This is a genomic window from Acidovorax soli (assembly GCF_014207955.1).
GTDB classification, from domain to species: Bacteria; Pseudomonadota; Gammaproteobacteria; order Burkholderiales; family Burkholderiaceae_C; genus Acidovorax; species Acidovorax soli_A.
The window spans coordinates 286,833-308,282 of record NZ_JACHLK010000004.1; the positions used below are offsets into that span (position 1 = coordinate 286,833).

Here is a 21,450-nt window from a genome sequence, read left to right on the forward strand (position 1 = left end):
GGGGCCTGGCAAAGCGGCTTTTTCGTGTCCCACTGCCTAACCAGAGATACCGATGGAGCCGACTTCCTCCGCTGCCGACAGCCGCCTGCTTGCCTGCCTGGCCCTCGTGGCGCGCGAAGGCGCGTCCGATCTGTTCCTGCTCGCGGGCGCGTCGCCCACAGTCAAGCGCCAGGGCCTGTACGTGCCCATCTCGCGCCAGGTCATGGGAGCCGACGACATCCGCGTGATGGCCTACTCGGTGATGCGCAAGGCCCAGCGCGAAGAGTTCGAGGCCACCATGGAGTGCGACCTGTCGTACACCACGCCCGACGGTGAGCGCTTTCGCTTCAACATCCACATGCAGCGCGGGCAGGTCGGCATTGTGGTGCGGCATGTGGTCTCCAACATCCCGCAGCTCGAGCAGCTCGGCCTGCCTCCGGTGCTCAAGCAGTTGGCTTTTCTCAACGGCGGGCTCATCCTCACCGTGGGTGCGGCCGGCTCGGGCAAGACCACCACGCTTGCGGCCATGCTGGACCACCGCAACGAGCACGCCAACGGCCACATCCTCACCATCGAGGACCCCATCGAGTACCTGCACAACCACAAGAAGTCGCTGGTGACCCAGCGCGAGGTGGGCCTCGATACCCTGTCCTACGACGAAGCGCTGCGCCGCGCCATGCGTGAGGCGCCCAGCGTGATCCTGATCGGCGAGATCCGTGACCGCGCCACCATGCAGCATGCGCTGCACTACGCGCAATCGGGCCACCTGTGCGTGTCCACCCTGCACGCACACAACGCCAGCCAGTCGGTGCAGCGCATCCTCAACTTCTTCCCCGAGACGGCGCACCAGCAGCTGCTCATGGACCTGTCGCTGTGCCTCAAGGCCGTGGTCGCGCAGCGCCTGATCAAGGGCGTCAAGGGCCACCTGGTGCCCGCCACCGAGGTCATGCTGCTCACCCCTTTCGTGGCCGATCTGATCCAGAAGGGCCAGATCGACGAGCTCAAGACCGCCATCATCCGCGGCAGCGAGCAGGGCATGGGCAGCTTCGACCAGTCGCTGCTGGCCTTGGTGGAAGCCGGCTCCATCACCCCGGCCGAGGCCGTGGCCAATGCCGACAACCGTACCGACGTGACCCTGCGCCTGCGCCTGGCATCGGGCGGCAATGCCATGGCCATTGACGATGGCGGCATGCAGATGGCCGAGAAGCCGCGCGACCCGATTTCGAAGTTTTGACCGCGGCCTGCGCGAGCGGGTGTGCAGTCAGTCGGCGGCGGTCTTCACCACCGCATAGCGCTGCAGCGTGCGCTCGCGCGCCTCGTCGTGCGCCACGATGGGGTGGGGGTAGTTCTCGCCCAGCACCACGCCGGCCGCCTGCAGCTCCATGGGGGCGGCCTTCCAGGGCGCGTGCAGGGCCGCATCGGGCAGGCCGGCCAGTTGCGGCAGGTACTTGCGAATGAACTGGCCCCGGGCGTCGAACTTCTCGCTCTGGCTCACCGGGTTGAAAATGCGGAAATAGGGCTGCGCATCGCAGCCGCTGGAGCTGGCCCATTGCCAGCCGCCGTTGTTGGCCGCCAGGTCGAAGTCGTTGAGGTGGGTGGCGAAGTACTGTTCGCCCCAGCGCCAGTCGATCCCGAGGTCCTTCACCAGAAAGCTCGCCACCACCATGCGCAGGCGGTTGTGCATGTAGCCCGTCTGGTTGATCTGGGCCATGGCCGCATCCACCAGCGGGTAGCCGGTGCGGCCTTCGCACCAGGCGGCGAACAGTTCCTGGGCTGCGGGGCCGCTTTCCCAGCGAATAGCGTCGTAGGCCGGCTTGAAGCTGTGCTCCACCACATGCGGGTGGTGCGCCAGGATCTGGTGGTAGAAGTCGCGCCAGATCAGCTCGCCCAGCCAGGTGGCCGCACCCGCGTTGCCCTGCAGCATCAGCGCATGCGCCGTGCGCGCCAGCAGGCGCGGCGAGATGGTGCCAAAGCGCAGGTGCACGCTCAGGTAGCTCGGGCCCTTCACGGCCGGAAAATCGCGCGCCTCGCCATAGCGCGCGATGCGCTGGCAAAAGTCGTCAAACAGCCGCTGCGCTCCGCTGGCCCCCGTGGGCAGCGCCTGCTGGTTCAGTCCTGCAGGCTCGAAACCCAGGGCCTTCAGCGTGGGCACGGCAAGCGTGTGCGCCTTGGGCCGGGCCGCCAGGCGGGCGGCGTAGCGCTCCACCGGGTAGCTCTTGAGGTAGAAGGCGTCGATCTTCCGGAGCCAGGCGTTCTTGTAGGGCGTGAACACGCTGTAGGGCTTGCCGGTCTGGGTCAGCACCTCGCTGCGCTCGAAGAGGGTGTGGTCCTTGGATGTGTGAAAGGCCAGCCCGGCGGCCGCCAGCCGCGTGCGCACCTGGCTGTCGCGTGCCAGGGCCTGGGGCTCGTCGTCGTGGTTGGTGTAGACGGCCTGCACGCCCAGCTCCCGGGCCAGGGCCGGGATGGCATCGCTGGCCACCGCGTGCAGCACGATCAGCCCGCCCGTGGCATGGCCCGACAGGGTGCGCAGCCGTTCGTCGAGCTCGACCAGCGACTCGCGGATGAACTCCACGCGGCGGTCCTTGCGCGGCAGCGCATCCAGGATCTCCGTGTCGAAGACGAAGGCGCAGTGCACCTGGCGGCATTCGGTCAGCGCGTGGTAGAGGGCCGCGTGGTCGGTGGCGCGCAGGTCGCGCCGGAACCAGACGAGTCCGGTGGAATAAGAGGGCTCCATGTTCACCGTTAAAATTGGGCAATATGCCTATCGATTCTGCGCCCATCAACCTGACGCACCATTTCCTGATCGCCATGCCCGGTCTGGAGGATGCCTCTTTCGCGCGCAGTGTGGTCTACCTGTGCGAGCACAGCGAGCGTGGCGCGCTGGGGCTCATCATCAACAAGCCCACGGACATCACCTTGAAGGGCCTGTTCGACAAGGTGGACCTGTCCCTGCGCCGCGAAGACCTGCGTGCCGAACCTGTCTTCTCGGGCGGCCCGGTACAGACCGAGCGCGGCTTCGTGCTGCACGAGCCCATGCTCATGGACTCGGCCGAGACCGAGGAATCGGCCTACGCCTCCACCATGACCATCCCCGGCGGCCTGGAGATGACCACCTCCAAGGATGTGCTCGAAGCCCTGTCCACGGGGGCCGGCCCGCGCCGCGTGCTCATCACCCTGGGCTACTCGTCCTGGGGCGAGGGCCAGCTCGAATCCGAGCTGGCCGAGAACGCCTGGCTCACCGTGGGGGCCGACCTGTCGGTGATCTTCGACACCCCCGTGACCGAGCGTTACGACCGCGCACTGGCCCTCCTGGGCCTGCAGGCCTGGATGCTTTCGCCCGAGGCGGGGCACGCATGACCGGCTTGCCCGTTCAGCCGGCCGTTCCTGCGCATTTCCAGACTTTTCTTGCATTCGATTTCGGACTCAAGCGCACGGGGGTGGCCACGGGCAACCGCATGCTGCGCAGCGCCAGCCCGCAGCAGACCATCCAGGCCGAGGGCGCCGACGCCCGCTTTGCGCAGGTGGCGCAGCGCATCAAGGAATGGCAGCCCGACGCCCTGGTGATCGGCGTGCCCTACCACCCCGACGGCGCGAGCCACGAGAACACCGAGCGTGCCCTGAAGTTCGGGCGCCAGCTGCGCGGCCGCTTCGGCCTGCCGGTGTTCGAGGTCGACGAGCGCTACAGCACCACCGAGGCCATCGCCGGTGGTGCCAAGGATGCCGATGCCGCCTCGGCCTGCATCATCCTGGAACAGTTTTTGAGGAATCTCCCATGACCACGCCCACCCCACCGTCACCGTCCGGCAGCCTGGTGCTCGACGCCGAGGCCCTGTACCGCGAGCTGCTGCGCGGCGTGCGCAGCATGATGACCAACCCCGGCACCACCTACCTGGCGGGCATCGCCTCGGGCGGCGCCTGGCTGGCCGAGCGCCTGCAGAAGGACTTGGGCCTTGATGGCGCGCCCGGCGTGCTCTCGTCGGTCATGCACCGCGACGATTTCGCCCAGCGCGGCCTGGCCGCGGGTGCGCAGACCTCGCTGCCCTTCGACGTGAACGGCGCCGACATCATCGTGCTCGACGACGTGCTCTACACCGGCCGCACCATCCGTGCCGTGCTCAACGAGCTGTTCGACTATGGCCGCCCCGCCAGCGTGCGTCTGGCCGTGCTGGTGGACCGCGGCGGGCGCGAGCTGCCGGTGCACGCCGAGTTCGCTGCGGCCCGCGTGGCGCTGCCGGCCACGCAATCGCTGGCCCTGGCGCGTGACGCGCAAGGCGGCTTCCAGTTCCAAGTCCACCAAGCCCGGGAGGCCTGACCGTGCTGCACAAGCGCAACCCCCAACTCAACAGCCACGGCGAGCTGGTCCACCTGCTGTCCATCGAAGGCCTGCCGCGCGACATCGTCACGCACATCCTCGACACCGCCGCCAACTTCGTGAGCGTGAACGACCGCGAGGTCAAGAAGGTGCCCCTCTTGCGCGGCAAGAGCGTGTTCAACCTGTTCTTCGAGAACAGCACGCGCACCCGCACCACCTTCGAGATCGCGGCCAAGCGCCTGTCGGCCGACGTCATCAACCTCGACATCGCGCGCAGCTCGGCCAGCAAGGGCGAGTCGCTGCTCGACACCATTGCCAACCTCTCGGCCATGGCGGCCGACCTGTTCGTGGTGCGGCACAGTGAATCGGGCGCGCCCTACCTGATCGCCCAGCATGTGGCGCCCCATGTGCACGTGATCAACGCGGGCGACGGCCGGCATGCCCACCCCACGCAGGGGCTGCTGGACATGTACACCATCCGCCACTACAAGAAGGACTTCAGCAACCTCACGGTGGCCATCGTGGGCGACGTGCTGCACTCGCGCGTGGCGCGCTCCGACATCCACGGCCTGACCACCCTGGGCTGCGCCGAAGTGCGCGTGGTGGGCCCGCGCACCCTGGTGCCGTCCGACATGTCGCACATGGGTGTGCGCGTGTGCCACACGCTCGAAGAAGGCATCAAGGACGCCGACGTCGTCATCATGCTGCGCCTGCAGAACGAGCGCATGAGCGGCGCGCTGCTGCCCTCGAGCCAGGAGTATTTCAAGAGCTTCGGCCTCACGCAGGAGAAACTGCAGCTGGCCAAACCCGACGCCATCGTCATGCACCCCGGCCCCATCAACCGCGGCGTGGAGATCGACTCCGCCGTGGTCGACGGCAAGCAGAGCGTGATCCTGCCGCAGGTCACTTTCGGCATCGCGGTGCGCATGGCCGTCATGTCCATCGTTGCAGGAAATGAGGCGTGACCCCCCTGAGCCGCTTCGCGTCATCCCCCCAAGGGGGGACGCCACCCCTGGCCCGGCAAAGCCGGTTCCACGGTGGCACTGGCATGGCGCCTGCTGCGGTGCAGGCCGCGCTGGGGCTAGTCGCCTTGAAGTCTTGTTCTGTTTTTATCACTGCGGGTGGGGCTTGCCCAACCGGCAGTTTTCTTGGTTTTGCATCATGAAGATATTGATCCAGAACGGTCGTGTCATTGACCCCGCATCCGGCTTCGACCAGACCTGTGACATCGCCCTGGCCGCGGGCCGCATCGTCGGCATCAACCGCGTGCCGCCGGACTTCGCGCCCAACCGCGTGGTCAATGCCGCCGGCTGCTACGTGCTGCCCGGCCTGGTGGACCTCGCCGCGCGCCTGCGCGAGCCCGGCCACGAGCACGAAGGCATGCTCGAATCCGAAATGGCCGCCGCCGTGGCCGGCGGCGTGACCAGTCTGGTCTGCCCGCCTGACACCGACCCCGTGCTCGACGAGCCTGGCCTGGTGGAGATGCTCAAGTTCCGCGCCGAAAAGCTGCACCAGAGCCGATTGTTCCCGCTGGGCGCGCTCACGCGCAACCTGGCCGGCGAGGTGCTCACCGAAATGGCCGAGCTCACCGAGTCCGGCTGCGTGGGCTTCAGCCAGGCCGAGGTGCCGCTGGCCAGCACCCAGGTCACCCAGCGCGCGCTGCAGTACGCCTCTACCTTCGGCTACACCGTGTGGCTGCGCCCGCAAGAGCTGCACCTGGGCAAGGGCGTGGCCGCCAGCGGCCCGCTGGCCACGCGCCTGGGCCTCTCGGGCGTGCCCGTGGCGGCCGAGACCATTGCCCTGCACACCATCTTCGAGCTGCAGCGCAGCACCGGCGCCCACGTGCACCTGTGCCGCATCAGCAGCGCCGCGGGGGTGGACCTGGTGCGCCGCGCCAAAGCCGAGGGCCTCAAGGTCACGGCCGACGTGAGCATCAACTCCCTGCACCTCACCGACGTGGACATCGGCTTCTTCGACAGCCGTGCCCGCCTGTCGCCCCCACTGCGCCAGCAGCGCGACCGCGATGCACTCAACGCCGCGCTGGCCGACGGCACCATCGACGTGCTGGTGAGCGACCACACCCCCGTGGACGAAGACGCCAAGACCCTGCCGTTCGCCGAGGCCGAGCCCGGTGCCACGGGCCTGGAGCTGCTGCTCAGCCTGGCCCTCAAGTGGTCGCAGGACAGCGGCGTGCCGCTCCAACGCGCGCTGGCCGTCGTCACCAGCGAGCCCGCACGCGTGCTTGGTGCGGCCCTGGGCACGCTGCAGGCCAGCGTGGGCAAGATCGTCGAGGGCGGCGTGGGCGACCTGTGCATCTTCGACCCCGCCGCCGCGTGGACCGTGCAGGGCGACGCCCTGCGCAGCCAGGGCAAGCACACGCCCTTCCTGGGCTATGAGCTGCCCGGCCGCGTGCGCACCACCCTGGTCGGCGGGCAGATCGCCTTCGACCGCGGCGGCTGAGCCGCACAGCAGAATGCGGACCTTGCCGTCACCATGAAAGCGCTGCGCGCCGCCTGGCGCTTGTGGCGCATGCTCGGCCATATCCTCAAGGGCATGGCCATCGTGGCGCTGCGCTTTCCCGCGCTCTCGCCCGACCAGCAGCACGCGCGCGTGCAGGCCTGGTCCATGGAGCTCCTGGCCAAGGCCGGCATCACGCTGCGCCTGCTGGGCCAACCCCCGGTGGCCGGCCCGGTCATGCTGGTGGCCAACCACATCTCCTGGCTCGACATCCCGGTCATGCACGCGGCGCGCCACTGCCGCTTTGTCTCCAAGTCCGACGTCAAGGCCTGGCCCCTCATCGGCGGCCTGGCCACTGCCGCCGGCACCCTGTACATCGAACGCGCCTCGCGCCGCGACGCCCTGCGCATGGTGCACACCATGCAGGCGTCGCTGGAGCGCGGCGAGGTGCTCGGCGTCTTCCCCGAAGGCACCACGGGCGACGGTCGCGAGATCCTGCCCTTCCACGCCAACCTCATCCAGGCCGCCGTGGCCGCCAATGCCCCGGTGCAGCCCGTGGGCCTGCGCTTTGTCGACCGCAGCACCGGCGAGTTGAGCTTCGCCCCCAGCTACATCGGCGACGAAACCCTGGTCGGCTCCATCTGGCGCACCCTCAGCGCCCCGGCCATCGAGGCCGTGGTGCACTATGGCGAGCCGCAGCTGCCCGCAGGGCGGGACCGGCGCGTGTTCACGCAGGATTTGCAGGGGGCGGTGGATCGGTTGCGGCGGGGGTGACGCGCCCTGGCACCCTTCTGCAGGAACTCCCCGGGTGCCTCGAAAAGGGTTGTTGTCCGACTTCGAGCGGGGTCCACGAGTGCGACACTCGGCGCATCCTTGATGGAGGCAGCCTCTATGCAATTCGTTCAACACCTGAGCGTGTGGGCCGTCCTGACCCTCAGTTCCATGGCCGCCGTGGCCCAAGGCGTCAACACGCCCGCCATCGTGCCCGGGCTGCGGCCGTCCATGCCTGCATCCTCGCCCTACCAGTCCCCGGTGCCCCCCACCAGCACCACGCCGCAGCAGACCCCTGCGCCCCCGCCCAGCCAGACGCCGGCCCAGACGCCGGAGCCACCGCCTGCCCAATCGCCTTCCGAGACGCCACGCGAGCCGGTGGCTGCGCCGCCCGTGCAGGGTGAGTGACAGACAGGGGGTGCGAGGGCCGCGTCACCCTGCCGCCTGAACCCTTTTGCGCGTGCTGGCTGCGGCGCGCACACCGTGTTTGGTGCGCGAGCAATGGCTGCATTAGAGTGCGGTGATGCTGCTGATCTTCTTGCGCACATGCACCCGGGCGATGGCGGTGCTGGCGGTGGCGCTGGTGCCGTCGTTTGGTTGGGCCTTCAAGATTGTGGGCGATGTCTATTTTGATCCGGGCTCGTCCGTCCTCTCGGGCGAGCAAATCGACTATCTCGACCAGCAGAAATGCAAGGCGGGGTCGGAACCGCTGAAGGAGATGGTGGTCATTGGACATGCATCGCCACGGGAGCGGAATGCGAAAGACTTGTCTTTGGCCAGGGCGCTCGCCGTGAAGGAATGGTTGGTGGCCAATACAGGGTGGGACGCGAACAGCATCCACGCCGAGGGCAAGGGCGCACGCCAGCCTGTGGCGGACGATGCCACTGACGTTGGCAGTGCGAAGAATCGCCGGGTAGAGCTGGAGTCGATCTCCGACGGAAGGTATCGCTACTCGCCCCCTTCCCCGCAGTGTCGCCTTGTCAGGTGGGAAGCCGCCTTCCTCGCAACGGAAGGCGACTCTGCAATGGTGGTGGCCCGGTCGCTGGCCCGAACGGGCTGGGTACGGGCTCCTACCCTGTACCGTTCAGCGCTGCAGCACCGGCGCGACGACCTGTTCACCCGGTTGCCCCATGCAGGCATCGCCACCACCCGCATGCAGCGGATCGAGATTGCCGGGATGGCCCTGGCCTTCGGCAAGTTCGATTACTTCACGGACTGGCTGCGCCGCGAGGGCCGGGTCCTTGACGTAAAGCAACGGGACGCGCTGCTGCAGGCCGCATGCAAGGGGGAGGGTAGTGCGGCCGGGCGCGCTGAGGTCATCCGGTTGCTGCACGCGGCGGGGGCGGAGTCCCGCACGCCGGCGGGGCTTCAATGTGCGGTGGCCGGAATCGATCAGGCCCAGGTGGTCGACGCCTATCTCGCGGGTGGGGCCCAGCGGTTCATCGATGCGGACATGGTGGTCGCCGCTGGCCGAAGCCCCGCCGTGCTGGAACGCCTGCTGGCCTGGGGCGGCAATCCGGCCAGCCGCCCCGTGCAGGGCGCCACGCTGTTCCACACCTCCCGGTTGAAGACGGTTGCCGATGTGCAGCGCCTGCTCGGCTGGGGCCTGGATATCAATGCCAAGGGGCGTATCTTTCCGTCCAGCCCAGAGACCACTCCCCTGCGGGAAGCGCTGGGCTATGCCAGCGTGGAGGTCCTGGATTTCATGAAGCAGGCCGGTGCCGATATCGGCGGCGAGGAGGGCAAGGAGTTGCTGTGGGAGACCCGGATCATCGCCAACCAGCTTTGGCTCCTGCGCAACGGGGCACCGCTGCTGAACGCGGGCGATGCCGTGGTGTCCGTGGCACGGCAGGGAGATGTGGCGCTGCCCGTGCTGGAGGCTTTGCACGAACGCGGCGTGGATCTCGGTGCGACCGATGAGCGAGGGATGAGTGCACTGGGCGTCGCCATCGAACGGTACGCACCCGCCCTGGTGCGGTTTCTGGTGGCACAGGGCGTGTCCCTGCAGGTGCGCACGTGGCAAGACGCAGCGTTTCGGCCCGCCCTGGAGGTGGCAGAAGACCTGTCGGAGGTGGTTCCGCAGCTTGCCTGCATGTCCCATGGCCCATGCCATGCCGTGCCGTTTCTGTCCGTTGTGGACCCGGAGCGCCAGCGCAAGAAAAACGAGATTCTGCGGATCCTGGGCGCTGTGGCCTCGTGAGATGCCGTCGGTGATGCCTGCAGCGCAGCGCCGGCCGTTCATTCACCCGGGGCATCCACCATCGCAGCCACCAGCCGCTGCCCGAAGTGGTCGAACACATGGCGGAAATCAAGAACGCCCTCCTGGTACAGCGCCAGCACGCGGTTGTCTTCATCGGTGAGCCCTGGGCCGGACTGTGGGGCCAGCGCCGATGTCAGGTGGGCAATGTCATCGGCCCGCTTTGCCAAGGGCCGGTCGTCGAGCTGTTGTTTCACGTCGGCAACGCAGGCTTGCAATGCCAGTACCTCGGTCGGAACCAGCTTTCCCTCCGTGTCGTGGCTGAATTTCATGGCCCGCTCCCTCGGCCGCCTTCGCGGGACTGCGGGGCGGATTTTCGGTGCCACTGTATCGCTCGCCGCGATTCCTGCAAGCCGGCCCCGTTTGCCCGCTCCCAGACAGCCGGAGTAGCCTGCCTGCCCGAAACCGTGCATATTCCACATTTGCGGCGCGAGGGAGCCGGGATGGGGTGTGGAAACCCCTGCAATTGCCTTATCGTCCGCACCAGTTGACCAGCCAGCCTGCCTGCCTCCATGTCGAGGGCGCAGGCGTCCATTCACACTGCCGGGAGGGCACCGCCATGAACCTGATTGAACGCGTCAAGAACATTCTTCTCAAACCCAAGGAGGAGTGGTCCACCATCGACGCCGAGCCGGCCGATGTGGCGGGCCTGTACACCCAGTACCTGATGATCCTGGCGGTCATCCCCGCGGTCTGCGGCTTCATCGGCATGTCGCTGGTGGGCTTTGGCGGCTTCGGCTTCACCGTGCGCGTGCCCATCCTTTCGGGCTTGATGAACATGGTGGTCTCGTATGTGCTGAGCCTGGTGGGCGTGTTCGTGCTGGGCCTCATCATTGACGCGCTGGCCCCCACTTTCGGCGGGCAGAAGAACCAGATCCAGGCGCTCAAGGTGGCGGTCTACGGGAGCACGGCGGCGCTGCTGGGCGGCATCTTCAGCCTGTTGCCGGCCCTGGCCATGCTGGGCTTTGTGGCGGCGCTGTACTCCATCTACCTGGTCTACCTCGGCCTGCCGGCGCTGATGCGAAGCAACCCCGACAAGTCGATCGCCTACACGGCCGTGGTGATCGTCGCGGGCATCGTGGTGGGCATCATCATCGCTGCCGTCGGTTCGCTCTTCACGCCCCGTGGCCCCGCCCTGTTCGGCGGCGCCGATGCACCCGCGATCTCCGTGAACACCCCCGGCGGCAAGGTCACCATCGACACCGCCGGCCTCGAAGCCGCGAGCAAGAAGATGGAAGAGGCCGCACGCCAGATGGAAAAGGCCCAGAAGAGCCAGGACCCTGCCGCCATTGCCGCCGCCAACAGCGGCGCCGTGGCGGCTGCCGCCGGCATGATGGGTGGCGGCCAGGCCGTGGCGGCCCAGTCGCTCAAGGCCGCGCTGCCCGAGAAACTGGCCGACCTGCCCCGCACGGGCTTTGACGTGCAGGACGGCGCGGCCCTGGGCCTGCCCACCAGCCAGGCCAGCGCTTCGTATGGCAGCGGCGACAAGCGCGTGCGCATCGAGATCATCGACATCGGCGGCCTGGGCCAGATGGCGGCCCTCGCCATGGGCATGGGCCAGGGCGAAAAGGAAGACCAGACCAGCGCCGAGAAGACCTGGCAGGAGAATGGCCGCACCCTGCACCAGAGCTACCAGAAGGACGGCAGCCGTGCCGAATTCAAGACCGTGCTCAAGAACGGCCTGGTGGTTGGCATCGAAGGCGACGGCGTGGGCGTGAAAGACCTGCGCGGCATGCTCTCGCAGGTAGACCTCAATGCGCTTGAGGCCCTGCAGCGCAAGCCCAAAGGCTGAGGCAAACCACCCCTTTGATACGGATTTGCGTTCAATCGTATAACTAGGCGGGAAGCCGCAGACAGTGCTGTAGCACGGCAAGGCGAACCAACGACGTTAGACGGTTGAACGCAAATTCGTATGAGGCGTGCGCGGGCTCCGGCCCGCTTTTTTTGCCTGCACACCAAGGCGGGTAGACTGGGCCAACACAGGCCTTTGTCCTGGATGCAAGGTCCCATGAACGACACCATTGCCCCTGCCGCACCCGCCACGCTGTACCAGCGCGTGATGGGCGGCGATTTCGACCGGCTGTCTTCCCCTGTGGCGCGTTTCCACCGGCTGGCCGGGCCGCAGGTGCTGCATGGCCAGGTGCAGGTGCAAGCACCTGCATCGCTGCTGGGCCGGGTGCTGGCCTGGGGCCTGGGGGCGCCGCAGCAGGCGGGGCAGGGGGCGATACGCTTCGAGCTCGATGCCACGCCCAGTGCCGAGGTGTGGACGCGCATCTTCCCCACGCGCACCATGCGCTCCACCTTGCGCGAGGCGCCGGGCTTTGTGGAGGAGCACATGGGCGCTGCGCGGCTGCTGTTCGGCCTGTCGGCGGTGGAGGGCGGCCGGCTCGAGATGCGCCTGGTGCGCATGCGCTTTCTGGGCCTGCCGTGCCCGCGCTGGCTGCAGCCCGCCATCGTGGCGCGCGAGACGGGGCAGGGCGACGATGAGCTGCACTTCGAGGTGCAGGCCACCGTGCCCTGGATCGGCCGCGTGGTGGCCTACCAGGGGCATCTGCGGGTGCCGGCTTAGCCACCATGATTGCCGTCTTCGACGCTGCGCACCGATGATTGTCGTCTTTGATGGCAAGTGCCTGCTGTGCAACGGCTGGGTGCAGTTCCTGCTGCGCCATGACCGGCAGGGCCGCATCCGCTTTGCCTCCATGCAGGGCGAGCAGGGCGCGCGCCTGCTGAACGGGGCGGGCCTTTCGGCCGGTGAGGGGCTGCAGACGCTGCTGGTGGTCGAAGGCGGGCGCAGCTGGCAGCACACGGCCGCCATCCTGCGCATCCTGCACCGCCTGGGCTGGCCCTGGCGGCTGGCCTGGGTGGGCTGGCTGGTGCCCGCGCCGCTGCGCGATGCGCTGTACCGGCTGGTGGCGCGCAACCGCTACCGCATCTGGGGGCGGTCCGAGGTCTGCATGGTGCCCGCCCCGGAGCACGCGGGGCGGTTCCTCGACTAGGGGCGTTTGGGCGCGATCAGATACGTGCCTTGACGTGGAACTGGGCGGTGCGGCCTTCGGATTCCGGCGTGGAGGCAAAGCTGTATTCCAGCGGCGCGCTGGCGTCGCGCGCAATGGTCAGCAGGCCCAGGCCGGCGCCCTTGCTCAGGGTGTCGTTGGCGTTGTGGTCGGCATTGCGCAGCTGCTCGCGGTAGCTTTGCTTGATCTCTTCGAGGCTCATGGCGCGCAGCGTGTCGAGCTTGTCGGTGAGCCGCGGCACGTGGGCGATGTCTACCGCGTTGCTGCACACGATCCAGTACTGGGCGGGCGCGGCCTCGGCAGCCTCCTGGCCGTTGTCAGGCAGGTCCTTGCCCACGCCGATGGCGCCTTTGGGGCCGGGGGCCGCATCCGCCGCCAGCGGCGCAGCGCCATCGTCCTCGGGCGGCACGGCATAGTGCAGGATGTTGTGCGCCATTTCCACAAAGGTGGAGAACAGCTTGCGCTTGGCCGGGCCCGAGGCGTCCTCGGTGGCCAGGCGCTGCTTGAGCGAGTCGGCCGCTGCGGCCACCACAGCGGGCGTGAACTCCCCCGCGTAGTAGAACAGCACGCCGCAGTCCTGCGCGTTGGCCTGGAAGCGTTCGAAATCGGGGCCGTTCATGCGGCGGCTCCAGCGGGGGCGAGGTCAGGGGCGCCGCCGGCCGCCATGGCCGGGCGCGGGTCGAGGAAAGGCATGCGGGTAGAACCGATGATGCTACGAATTGCAACCGATTCTTGCCGCCCTGCATGACGGCGCCGTGACGTTTTGATGATGCAGCGGCTCTGGCAGCCGCTGCGCTGCCCGTTCAGGCCGCGCTGGCCGTGGCTGCCGTCTCGCGCGGGAAGGTCACCACATGGTCGGCCTCGGCACGGATGCCGATCCACTCGCCCACCGCATGGTCATGGTGGCTGGGCACATGGGCCAGCATGGTCTGGCCGTTGGCCAGGCGCAGGGTGTACAAAAACTCCGAGCCGCGGAAGGACTTGCGCACGATCTGCGCCTGCACCGGCGAGGCGTCGTCGTGCACGATGTCGTCGGCGCGCAGCAGCACATCGCATTCGCCGCCCGGGTAGCTCGCGGGCAGGGGGCATTCGGCCAGGTCGGTGAGCTCGCCCACGGGCGTTTGCGCCACCACGTTGCTGCCGCGCTGCACCAGCGTGGCGGGCGCGAACACGCCATGGCCGATGAAGTCCGCCACGAAGCGCGTGGCCGGGCGGTGGTACAGGGTGTAGGCATCGTCCCACTGGTGCAGCTGGCCTTCGTGCATCACGCCGATCGCGTCGCCGATGGCAAAGGCCTCCAGCTGGTCGTGCGTGACGAACAGCGCCGTGGCGCCCGCCGCCTTGAGGATGCCGCGCACCTCGTGCGCCAGGCGCTCGCGCAGGTCCACGTCGAGGTTGGAGAACGGCTCGTCCAGCAGCATCAGCTGCGGGCGCGGCGCCAGCGCACGCGCCAGCGCCACGCGCTGCTGCTGCCCGCCCGAGAGCTCGTGCGGAAAGCGCTGCTCGCTGCCTTCCAGCCCCACCAGGGCCAGCACCTCGGCCACGCGCGCGGCCTGCTCGGCGCGCGGCAGCTGGTGGATGCCAAAGGCCACGTTGCGCCCCACCGAGAGGTGCGGAAACAGCGCATAGTCCTGGAACACCATGCCGATGCGCCGCTGCTCGGGCGGCACGCTCACGCTGGCGCTGCTGACCACCTGCCCGGTCAGGCTGATCTGCCCGCCCGACACGGGCTCGAGCCCGGCCACGGCGCGCAGCAGGGTCGTCTTGCCGCAGCCCGAGGGGCCGATGAGCACGCCGATATCGCCCGCGCGCAGGCCCAGGGACACGTTCTGCACGGCGGCGCGGGGGCGGCCGGCATAGCGCACTTCGAGTTGGGTGACCTCAAGAAACATGGCCCCATTTTAGGTGGCCGGGGCCAAATGCTTAAAATTCGCATTTGCATTCCCTGGCCTGTCTGGTGCCTTGCCAGCGGCGGCAGCCGGCGTGCCCTGTCCCTACTGCCGAGTCCCCTGCCTTGCGCCGCACACCGTTTCGCCTTCACACCCTTCCCCTGGTCCTGCTTGCAGGCGTGCTGGTCCTGCCCGTGCTGGCGGTGCTGGCCTCGTGGCTGCCCTTTGGCCACACCGATGTGCAGGCCGGCGCCATCCTGCGCGAGATGGCGTCCACCGTGCTGCCCGGCTACGTGGTCACCACCCTGTGGCTGAGCGTGCTGGTGGCGCTGGGCGCGGCCATCGTGGGCACGGGCGCGGCGGCGGCCGTGACGCTGTTCGACTTTCCGGGCCGGCGCACCTTTGAATGGCTGCTGCTGCTGCCCCTGGCCATGCCCGCCTATGTCACGGCCTATGCGTACACCGACTTCCTGCAGTTCAGCGGCCCGCTGCAGGTGTGGCTGCGCGCCAGCTTCGGGCTTGAAGGCCGGCTGCTGCCCGAGGTGCGCAGCCTGGGCGGCGCGGTCTGGGTGTTCATCTTCTCGCTCTACCCCTATGTCTACCTGCTGGCACGCACCGCGCTGGGCGAGCGCGCCGCGCACCTCATGGAGGCCGCGCGCCTGCTCGGTGCGCCGCTGCCGCGCCGCATCCGCACCGTGGCCCTGCCGCTGGCGCGCCCGGCCGTGGCCGCGGGCGTGGCCCTGGTGCTCATGGAAACGCTGGCCGACTTCGGCGTGGCCAGCTACTTCGGCATCCAGACCTTCACCACCGGCATCTACAAGGCCTGGCTGTCCATGGACAACCGGCTCGCCGCCGCGCAGCTGGCCACCATCCTGCTGGTGGTGGTGATGGCCCTCTTGCACCTGGAGCAGCGCGCGCAAAAGCGCATGCGCTTTGCCGCCGGCCTGGGCCGCGCGGGTTCGGCCGAGGCCCAGCCCATGGTGCTGCGCGGCAGCGCGCGGCTGCTGGCCTGGGCCGTGTGCGGGCTGCCGGTGCTCATGGGCTTCGTCGCGCCCGTGGTCTTCATGCTGCGCCCGCTGGCGGCCGACTGGTCGGTGCTGCCCTGGGCGCGCTTCATCGAATGGGCCGGCAACAGCGTGCGCCTGGGCGCCATCACCGCCGTGCTGGCCGTCATCGTGGCGCTGGCCCTGGCCTTTGCCGTGCGCCGCAGCGCCGACGCGGTGGCGCGCGGCGTGGTGCAACTGGTGAGCCTGGGCTATGCCGTGCCCGGCGCCGTCATCGTCGTGGGCCTGCTGCTGCCCGTGGGCTGGCTGCAGGCGGCCATGCCCCAGTGGGGCCTGGGCGCCCTGGTCACCGCTACTGCCACCGGCATCGTCTGGGCCTACCTGGTGCGCTTTTGCGCGGTGGCGCTGCAGTCCATGCAAAGCGGCTATGCGCGCATCCCGCAAAGCCTCGATGACTCGGCGCGCATGCTGGGCACCGGCGGCGCGGGCCTGCTGGCGCGTGTGCACTGGCCGCTGCTCAAGCGCTCCACCGCGGCCGCGGCGCTGCTGGTCTTTGTGGACGTGATGAAGGAGCTGCCCGCCACCATGGTGCTGCGCCCCTTCAACAGCGACACCCTGGCCGTGGTGGCCTACCAGCTCGCGCGCGACGAGCGCCTGGGCGAGGCCGCGCTGCCCTCGCTGGCCCTGGTGGCCGTGGGGCTGGTGCCGGTGATACTGCTCAGCCGCACCCTGCGCTCCGGCAAGCGCTGAGAGCGGCTCAAAAAACTCTTCTGGCGTCGTTGCCGCGTCTTGTCGTACTGCTCGTACTGCCTGCGACGCGGCGCCTAGCCAGAACCGCTTCGCTGAGTTTTGTGAGCCGCTTGAAGCCGTGCATCTGCAGCACTTGGCGGCAAACCGGGTAACCTGCGCCCCATGCACGCCCGAGTTCTCCGCTACCTCGACGAAGTGGTGCGCCGCGGTTCCATCCGCAAGGCGGCCGAGCACCTGCACGTGGCGCCCACTGCGGTCAACCGCCAGATCCTGGACCTGGAGGCGGAGCTGGGTGCGCCGCTGTTCGACCGCATCCACAACCGCCTGCGCCTCACGCCGCTGGGCGAGATGGTGCTGGCCCATGTGCGCAGCACCCTGCGCGAGCATGCCGCGCTGCGCGAGCGCATTGCCGAGTTCAAGGACGAGCGCCGCGGCGAGATCACCGTGGCCACCACGGCGGGCCTGGCGGGCTCGCTGCTGCCCTCGCTGGTGCATGCGTTTCGCCAGCGCTACCCGGGCATCGCGGTGCGCGCCATCGACCTGCCCATCACCGAGATCCCGGCCGCCGTGGAGCGTGGCGACGCCGAGCTGGGCCTGGGCTACGACCTCTCGCTCAAGCCCGCGCTGCGCACCCTGTCGGCCAGCGAATGGCCCATCGGCGCCGTGGTGCCGCCCAGGCACGCGCTGGCGCGCCAGTCCTCGGTGCTGCTCAGCGACTGCATCGGCCACGCGCTCATCCTGCCGGCGCCGCAGCTCACCATCCGCACCTTGCTCGACGAGGCCTTTGCGCGCAACGCCATCACAGTGACGCCCGTGGCCGAGTCGACCTCGATGGCGCTCATCTTGCGCCTGGTGGTGCTGGGCGAGGGCATTGCCCTGCTCAACCCGCTCGATGTGATGGAAGAGCGTGCGCGCAATGCCCTGGTCTTCGTGCCGCTGCGCGACCCCCACCTGGCGCGCCAGACCCTGGTGCTGGCGGCGCGTGCCAAGGGGCAGCTCAGTCCCGCGGCCGAGCTCATGGCGGCCAACATCACGGATGCGCTGGCGCGGCTGTTCGCCACGGCACGCTGAAACCAGGGCATCTTGGGTGTCCACATTTTGTGGACACCGCAAGCGCAATTCGGCGCTATCGCCAAGGCGCCAGCGTTCCTAGACTGGCGGCATTGAATTTGCCAAGAATGAGAAGCCGCCCCATGAGCACCCTGATCGCCCTGAACGCCGATGTCCTCGTCACCATGGACGCGCAACGCCGCGAGATCCGCGATGGCGCCCTGGTGGCCGAGGGCCCCGCCGTGCAGTGGGTGGGCCCCACGGCCGAGCTGCCGCACGAGTACCGCCGCATGGCCGACGAGGGCCGGGCCCAGGTGCTCGACATGCGCGGCCGCGTGCTGCTGCCCGGCCTGGTCAACACCCACCACCACATGTACCAGAGCCTCACGCGCGCCGTGCCCGCAGCGCAGGATGCCGAGCTGTTCTCGTGGCTGACCAACCTCTACATGCTGTGGTCGCACCTCACACCCGAGATGGTGTACGTGTCCACCCAGACGGCCATGGCCGAACTCATGCTCTCGGGCTGCACCACCACCAGCGACCACCTGTACCTCTACCCCAACGGTGCGCGGCTCGACGATGCCATTGCCGCCGCGCAGCAGATGGGCATGCGCTTCCATGCCGCGCGCGGCTCCATGAGCCTGGGGCGCAGCAAGGGCGGCCTGCCGCCCGATGCGGTGGTCGAAGAAGAAGAGGCCATCCTGCGCGACAGCCTGCGCCTCATCCAGCAGTACCACGACGCCTCGCGCCACGCCATGCTGCGCGTGGTGCTGGCGCCCTGCTCGCCGTTCTCGGTGACGCGCGGGCTGATGCGCGAGTCGGCCCTGCTGGCGCGCGCGCACGGCGTGTCGCTGCACACCCACCTGGCCGAGAACGACAACGACGTGGCCTTCTCGCGCGAGAAGTTCGACATGACCCCCGCGCAGTACGCCGAAAGCCTGGGCTGGGTCGGCCGCGATGTGTGGCATGCGCACTGCGTCAAGCTCGACCCCGAGGGCATCGCCCTGTTCGCGCGCACCGGCACCGGCGTGGCGCACTGCCCCTGCTCCAACATGCGCCTGGCCTCGGGCATCGCGCCCGTGCGCAGCATGCGCGATGCCGGCGTGCCCGTGGGCCTGGGGGTGGACGGCAGTGCATCGAACGACGGCGCGCACATGCTGGGCGAGGCGCGCCAGGCCCTGCTGCTGCAGCGCGTGGGCCACGGCCCGGCCGCCATGGGTGCGCGCGAGGCGCTGGAGATCGCCACCCTGGGCGGCGCGCGCGTGCTCAACCGCGACGACATCGGTGCGCTGGCACCCGGCATGTCGGCCGACTTCGTGGCCTTCGACATGGCGGCCGTGGGCTATGCCGGCGCGGGCCATGACCCGGTGGCGGCCCTGGTGTTCTGCACCCCCGCCAACGTGGACACCAGCGTCATCAACGGCCGCGTGGTGGTCGAGCGCGGCCGCCTGCTCACGGCCGACCTGCCCGTGGTGCTGGGGCGGCACAACGCGCTGGCGCAAACGCTGTTCGAGCGGGCCTCGGCCGGCCACTGAGCGTTCGATTCACCCATCCTCCACCGGGCTGCCCCTTTGCGGCCGGCCCGGTTCACCCTGGGCGCATGCCGCCCGCCACCGTACCCAAGGAGCTGCTGCCAGACACCCGACGACCCCGTACCGCGCATCCCTCACATGACGACAAGTGCCCGCAAAAAAAGGGCCAACGGACAAGGAGACAAGACATGGAACAACAACTGCTCTACCAGGTGGAGGACCGGCCCCCGGTGCTCGCCACCGCGGTGCTGCTCTCGCTGCAGCACCTGCTGGCCGCGCTCGGCGGCATCATCGCCGTGCCCCTGGTGGTGGGCGGCGCGCTCAAGCTGCCGGCCGACCAGATCGTGGCGCTGGTGAACGCCGCGCTGCTGGGCTCGGGCATCGTCACCATCATCCAGTGCAAGGGCGTGGGGCCGGTGGGCATACGCCTGCCCTGCGTCATGGGCACCAGCTTCGCCTTTGTCGGCGCGGGCATCAGCGTGGGCCTGGAGCATGGCGTGGCCGGCATCCTGGGCTCCTCGCTCGTGGGCTCGCTGGTGATGATCTTGGGCAGCTTCTTCATGCCGGTGATACGCCGCTTCTTCCCGCACACCGTGACCAGCGTGGTCGTGACCCTGATCGGCCTGTCGCTCACCCCCGTGGCGGTGGACTGGGCGGCCGGCGGCGTGGGCGCGCGCGACTACGGCGCCGTGGGCCACCTGGCCATCGCGGGCTTTGTGCTGGCCCTGGTCATCGCCTTCGTGCAGTGGGGCAAGGGCATCGTCTCGGCCAGTGCCGTGGTGCTGGGCATCGCCAGTGGCTATGTGCTGTGCCTGGCGCTCGGGCTCATCGACTTCACCCAGGTGCGCGAGGCACCCGTGTTCGCCATCCCGCAGCCGCTGCACTTCGGCATGGCCTTCCCGGTGTCGGGCATCGTCGCCATGTCCATCGCCTTTCTGGTCACCATCGTCGAGACCACGGGCACCTTCATGGCGCTGGGCGCGGCCACGCAGACGCGCATCCCGGGCAAGCGCCTGGCCAGCGGCATCCTGTGCGACGGCGTGGGCTCGGCCTTCGCGGCCGTGATGTCCAGCCCGCCGCTGTCCACCTTTGCGCAGAACGTGGGCGTGGTCTCGCTCACCGGCGTGGCCAGCCGCCATGTGGTCACGCTCACGGGCGTGCTGCTGTTGCTGGCCGGGCTGTTCCCGGTGCTGGGCGCGCTGGTGGTGACCATTCCGCAGCCCGTGCTGGGCGGCGCGGGGCTCATGATGTTCGCGATGATCGTTGCGGCCGGCATCCGCATGCTGGCCGGCACCGCGCCCTCGCGCCGCAACACGCTGATCATCGCCGTGTCGTTGGGCTGCGGCCTGGCCGTCACCGTGCGGCCCGACCTGCTGGCGCGCATGCCGGCCTTTGTGCGCGAGGTCTTCGGCTCGGGCATCACCGTGGGCGCGCTGGTGGCCGTGGCGCTGAACCTGCTGCTGCCCGGGCGCGAGCACGAGGAAGACGAGCCCGCCTGAAGGGCGCGCTCAGCCCTCCTGCCCGTTGCGCTGCGCAAAGTAGCGCGCGGGCGAGGTGCCGAATGCGCGGCGGAACATGGCGATGAAATTGCTCGGCGTGGCATAGCCCAGCGCGTCGGCCACCTGGGCCACCGGCTCGCCGCGCGCCAGCGCCTCCAGCGCATGCACCAGGCCGGCCTGCTGGCGCCACTGGGCAAAGCTCGACCCGAGTTCGGCCTGGCACAGCCGGCTCAGCGTGCGCGGCGACAGGCCGGCCCAGTCGGCCCACTGCTCCAGCGTGCGCGCGTCGCCCGGGTCGGCCAGCACGGCCTTGGCGATGCGCAGCAGGCGCCGGTCGGCCGGCATGGGCAGGTGCAGGGGCTCGTGGGGCGCGCTCTTCATCTCGTCGAGCAGCACGGCCGCCACGCGGCGCTGGGGGGCCGTCAATGTCTCCTGGTGCGTCCAGGCCGCGGCGCGGCGCACCAGGGCGCGCAGCAGCTCGCTCACCCCGAACACGCAGGGCGTTTGCGGCAGGCCGCGCGCCGCCTCGGGGGTGATGACCACGTTCCAGCCACTGGTCACGCCGCTGATGTGGGCCGTGTGCTCCTGGCCCGGGGGAATCCAGCCCGCGCGGTGCGGTGGCATCAACCACGAGCCCTGGCGCGTGCGCATGTGCACCAGCCCGTTCTCGATGCAAAACAGCTGGCCGCGCAGGTGGCCGTGCCAGCCGGTCTCGCGCGTGCCCAGCTGGAATTCGCTCTCGGGCTGGTGCGTGCCCCACACCGCGATCAGCGCCGGCCCATCGGCGCGCTCGCTCAGGTCGCGAAAGGCCTCGTTCACGGAGATGCGGGAATCAGGGGTGCTGGATGCCATGGCCGGATTTCATTGTTTTACGTCCATATGACGTTATCACTCCAAGCCCCTCCCGGTCGAGACTGCAGGCTTGTTTTTTCGTTG

21 protein-coding genes are annotated in these 21,450 nt (G+C 69.0%); 16 read left to right on the top strand and 5 right to left on the bottom strand.

Annotated elements, in window-relative coordinates:
• Positions 1–52 precede the first annotated feature (52 nt).
• On the top strand, positions 53–1,213 hold the full coding sequence (locus HNP48_RS12945) for a PilT/PilU family type 4a pilus ATPase (protein ID WP_184857425.1): 1,161 nt from the start codon (positions 53–55) through the stop codon (positions 1,211–1,213).
• Positions 1,214–1,240: 27 nt separating this feature from the next.
• Here the strand turns inward: HNP48_RS12945 and HNP48_RS12950 are convergent, their stop codons facing one another.
• Positions 1,241–2,713 (bottom strand): deoxyribodipyrimidine photo-lyase, encoded by a 1,473-nt coding sequence (locus HNP48_RS12950; RefSeq protein WP_184857427.1) that lies wholly within the window; start codon positions 2,711–2,713, stop codon positions 1,241–1,243.
• A 23-nt stretch (positions 2,714–2,736) separates the two neighbouring features.
• Here HNP48_RS12950 and HNP48_RS12955 point away from each other — a divergent pair, with 23 nt between their 5' ends.
• The 8 genes from HNP48_RS12955 to HNP48_RS12990 all read left to right on the top strand — a co-directional run bounded on the left by HNP48_RS12955 (position 2,737) and on the right by HNP48_RS12990 (position 9,719).
• Positions 2,737–3,336, top strand: coding sequence for a YqgE/AlgH family protein (locus HNP48_RS12955; RefSeq protein ID WP_184857429.1), 600 nt, complete (start codon positions 2,737–2,739; stop codon positions 3,334–3,336).
• On the top strand, positions 3,333–3,755 hold the full coding sequence (gene ruvX, locus HNP48_RS12960; RefSeq protein WP_184857432.1) for a Holliday junction resolvase RuvX: 423 nt from the start codon (positions 3,333–3,335) through the stop codon (positions 3,753–3,755). The genes HNP48_RS12955 and ruvX overlap by 4 nt, the downstream gene beginning before the upstream one ends.
• Positions 3,752–4,291, top strand: a complete 540-nt coding sequence (pyrR, locus tag HNP48_RS12965) for a bifunctional pyr operon transcriptional regulator/uracil phosphoribosyltransferase PyrR (protein WP_184857434.1) — start codon at positions 3,752–3,754, stop codon at positions 4,289–4,291. The genes ruvX and pyrR overlap by 4 nt, the downstream gene beginning before the upstream one ends.
• Positions 4,292–4,293: 2 nt before the next feature.
• A complete protein-coding gene (locus tag HNP48_RS12970) occupies positions 4,294–5,256 on the top strand; it encodes an aspartate carbamoyltransferase catalytic subunit (protein ID WP_184857436.1) in 963 nt (320 codons plus the stop codon).
• A gap of 196 nt (positions 5,257–5,452) precedes the next feature.
• A complete protein-coding gene (locus tag HNP48_RS12975) occupies positions 5,453–6,751 on the top strand; it encodes a dihydroorotase (protein WP_184857438.1) in 1,299 nt (432 codons plus the stop codon).
• A 33-nt stretch (positions 6,752–6,784) separates the two neighbouring features.
• Positions 6,785–7,522 carry a 1-acyl-sn-glycerol-3-phosphate acyltransferase gene (locus HNP48_RS12980; RefSeq protein ID WP_184857440.1) on the top strand — a complete coding sequence of 246 codons (738 nt, stop codon included), beginning with the start codon at positions 6,785–6,787 and terminating at the stop codon, positions 7,520–7,522.
• Between the two features lie 117 nt (positions 7,523–7,639).
• On the top strand, positions 7,640–7,927 hold the full coding sequence (locus HNP48_RS12985) for a hypothetical protein (protein WP_184857442.1): 288 nt from the start codon (positions 7,640–7,642) through the stop codon (positions 7,925–7,927).
• A 115-nt stretch (positions 7,928–8,042) separates the two neighbouring features.
• Positions 8,043–9,719 (top strand): OmpA family protein, encoded by a 1,677-nt coding sequence (locus HNP48_RS12990; protein WP_184857444.1) that lies wholly within the window; start codon positions 8,043–8,045, stop codon positions 9,717–9,719.
• Between the two features lie 38 nt (positions 9,720–9,757).
• On the opposite strand, the gene HNP48_RS12995 is transcribed toward HNP48_RS12990, so the two are convergent.
• Positions 9,758–10,048, bottom strand: a complete 291-nt coding sequence (locus tag HNP48_RS12995) for a hypothetical protein (protein ID WP_184857446.1) — start codon at positions 10,046–10,048, stop codon at positions 9,758–9,760.
• A gap of 287 nt (positions 10,049–10,335) precedes the next feature.
• Between HNP48_RS12995 and HNP48_RS13000 the strand changes: the two genes are divergently transcribed.
• The 3 genes from HNP48_RS13000 to HNP48_RS13010 all read left to right on the top strand — a co-directional run bounded on the left by HNP48_RS13000 (position 10,336) and on the right by HNP48_RS13010 (position 12,772).
• Positions 10,336–11,568, top strand: coding sequence for a Yip1 family protein (locus tag HNP48_RS13000; RefSeq protein WP_184857448.1), 1,233 nt, complete (start codon positions 10,336–10,338; stop codon positions 11,566–11,568).
• A 216-nt stretch (positions 11,569–11,784) separates the two neighbouring features.
• Positions 11,785–12,345, top strand: a complete 561-nt coding sequence (locus tag HNP48_RS13005) for a DUF4166 domain-containing protein (protein ID WP_184857449.1) — start codon at positions 11,785–11,787, stop codon at positions 12,343–12,345.
• Between the two features lie 34 nt (positions 12,346–12,379).
• Positions 12,380–12,772: a thiol-disulfide oxidoreductase DCC family protein gene (locus HNP48_RS13010; RefSeq protein WP_184857451.1), complete on the top strand. Its 393-nt coding sequence runs from the start codon at positions 12,380–12,382 to the stop codon at positions 12,770–12,772.
• A gap of 16 nt (positions 12,773–12,788) precedes the next feature.
• On the opposite strand, the gene HNP48_RS13015 is transcribed toward HNP48_RS13010, so the two are convergent.
• Together HNP48_RS13015 and HNP48_RS13020 are read right to left on the bottom strand one after the other, a co-directional pair.
• Positions 12,789–13,409 carry a DUF6272 family protein gene (locus HNP48_RS13015; RefSeq protein WP_184857453.1) on the bottom strand — a complete coding sequence of 207 codons (621 nt, stop codon included), beginning with the start codon at positions 13,407–13,409 and terminating at the stop codon, positions 12,789–12,791.
• A gap of 184 nt (positions 13,410–13,593) precedes the next feature.
• On the bottom strand, positions 13,594–14,682 hold the full coding sequence (locus HNP48_RS13020) for an ABC transporter ATP-binding protein (protein ID WP_184857456.1): 1,089 nt from the start codon (positions 14,680–14,682) through the stop codon (positions 13,594–13,596).
• 122 nt (positions 14,683–14,804) lie between these two features.
• Between HNP48_RS13020 and HNP48_RS13025 the strand changes: the two genes are divergently transcribed.
• The 4 genes from HNP48_RS13025 (at position 14,805) to HNP48_RS13040 (ending at position 20,514) form a co-directional block, all read left to right on the top strand.
• Positions 14,805–16,433, top strand: a complete 1,629-nt coding sequence (locus tag HNP48_RS13025; RefSeq protein WP_184857458.1) for an iron ABC transporter permease — start codon at positions 14,805–14,807, stop codon at positions 16,431–16,433.
• Positions 16,434–16,595: 162 nt separating this feature from the next.
• Positions 16,596–17,504 carry a LysR family transcriptional regulator gene (locus HNP48_RS13030; RefSeq protein ID WP_184857460.1) on the top strand — a complete coding sequence of 303 codons (909 nt, stop codon included), beginning with the start codon at positions 16,596–16,598 and terminating at the stop codon, positions 17,502–17,504.
• Positions 17,505–17,626: 122 nt separating this feature from the next.
• Complete coding sequence (locus HNP48_RS13035) at positions 17,627–19,018, top strand: 8-oxoguanine deaminase (RefSeq protein WP_260420217.1); 1,392 nt, start codon at positions 17,627–17,629, stop codon at positions 19,016–19,018.
• A gap of 185 nt (positions 19,019–19,203) precedes the next feature.
• On the top strand, positions 19,204–20,514 hold the full coding sequence (locus HNP48_RS13040; RefSeq protein WP_184857464.1) for a nucleobase:cation symporter-2 family protein: 1,311 nt from the start codon (positions 19,204–19,206) through the stop codon (positions 20,512–20,514).
• Positions 20,515–20,523: 9 nt separating this feature from the next.
• Here the strand turns inward: HNP48_RS13040 and HNP48_RS13045 are convergent, their stop codons facing one another.
• Positions 20,524–21,366: a helix-turn-helix domain-containing protein gene (locus HNP48_RS13045; RefSeq protein ID WP_184857466.1), complete on the bottom strand. Its 843-nt coding sequence runs from the start codon at positions 21,364–21,366 to the stop codon at positions 20,524–20,526.
• Between the last annotated feature and the right edge of the window lie 84 nt (positions 21,367–21,450).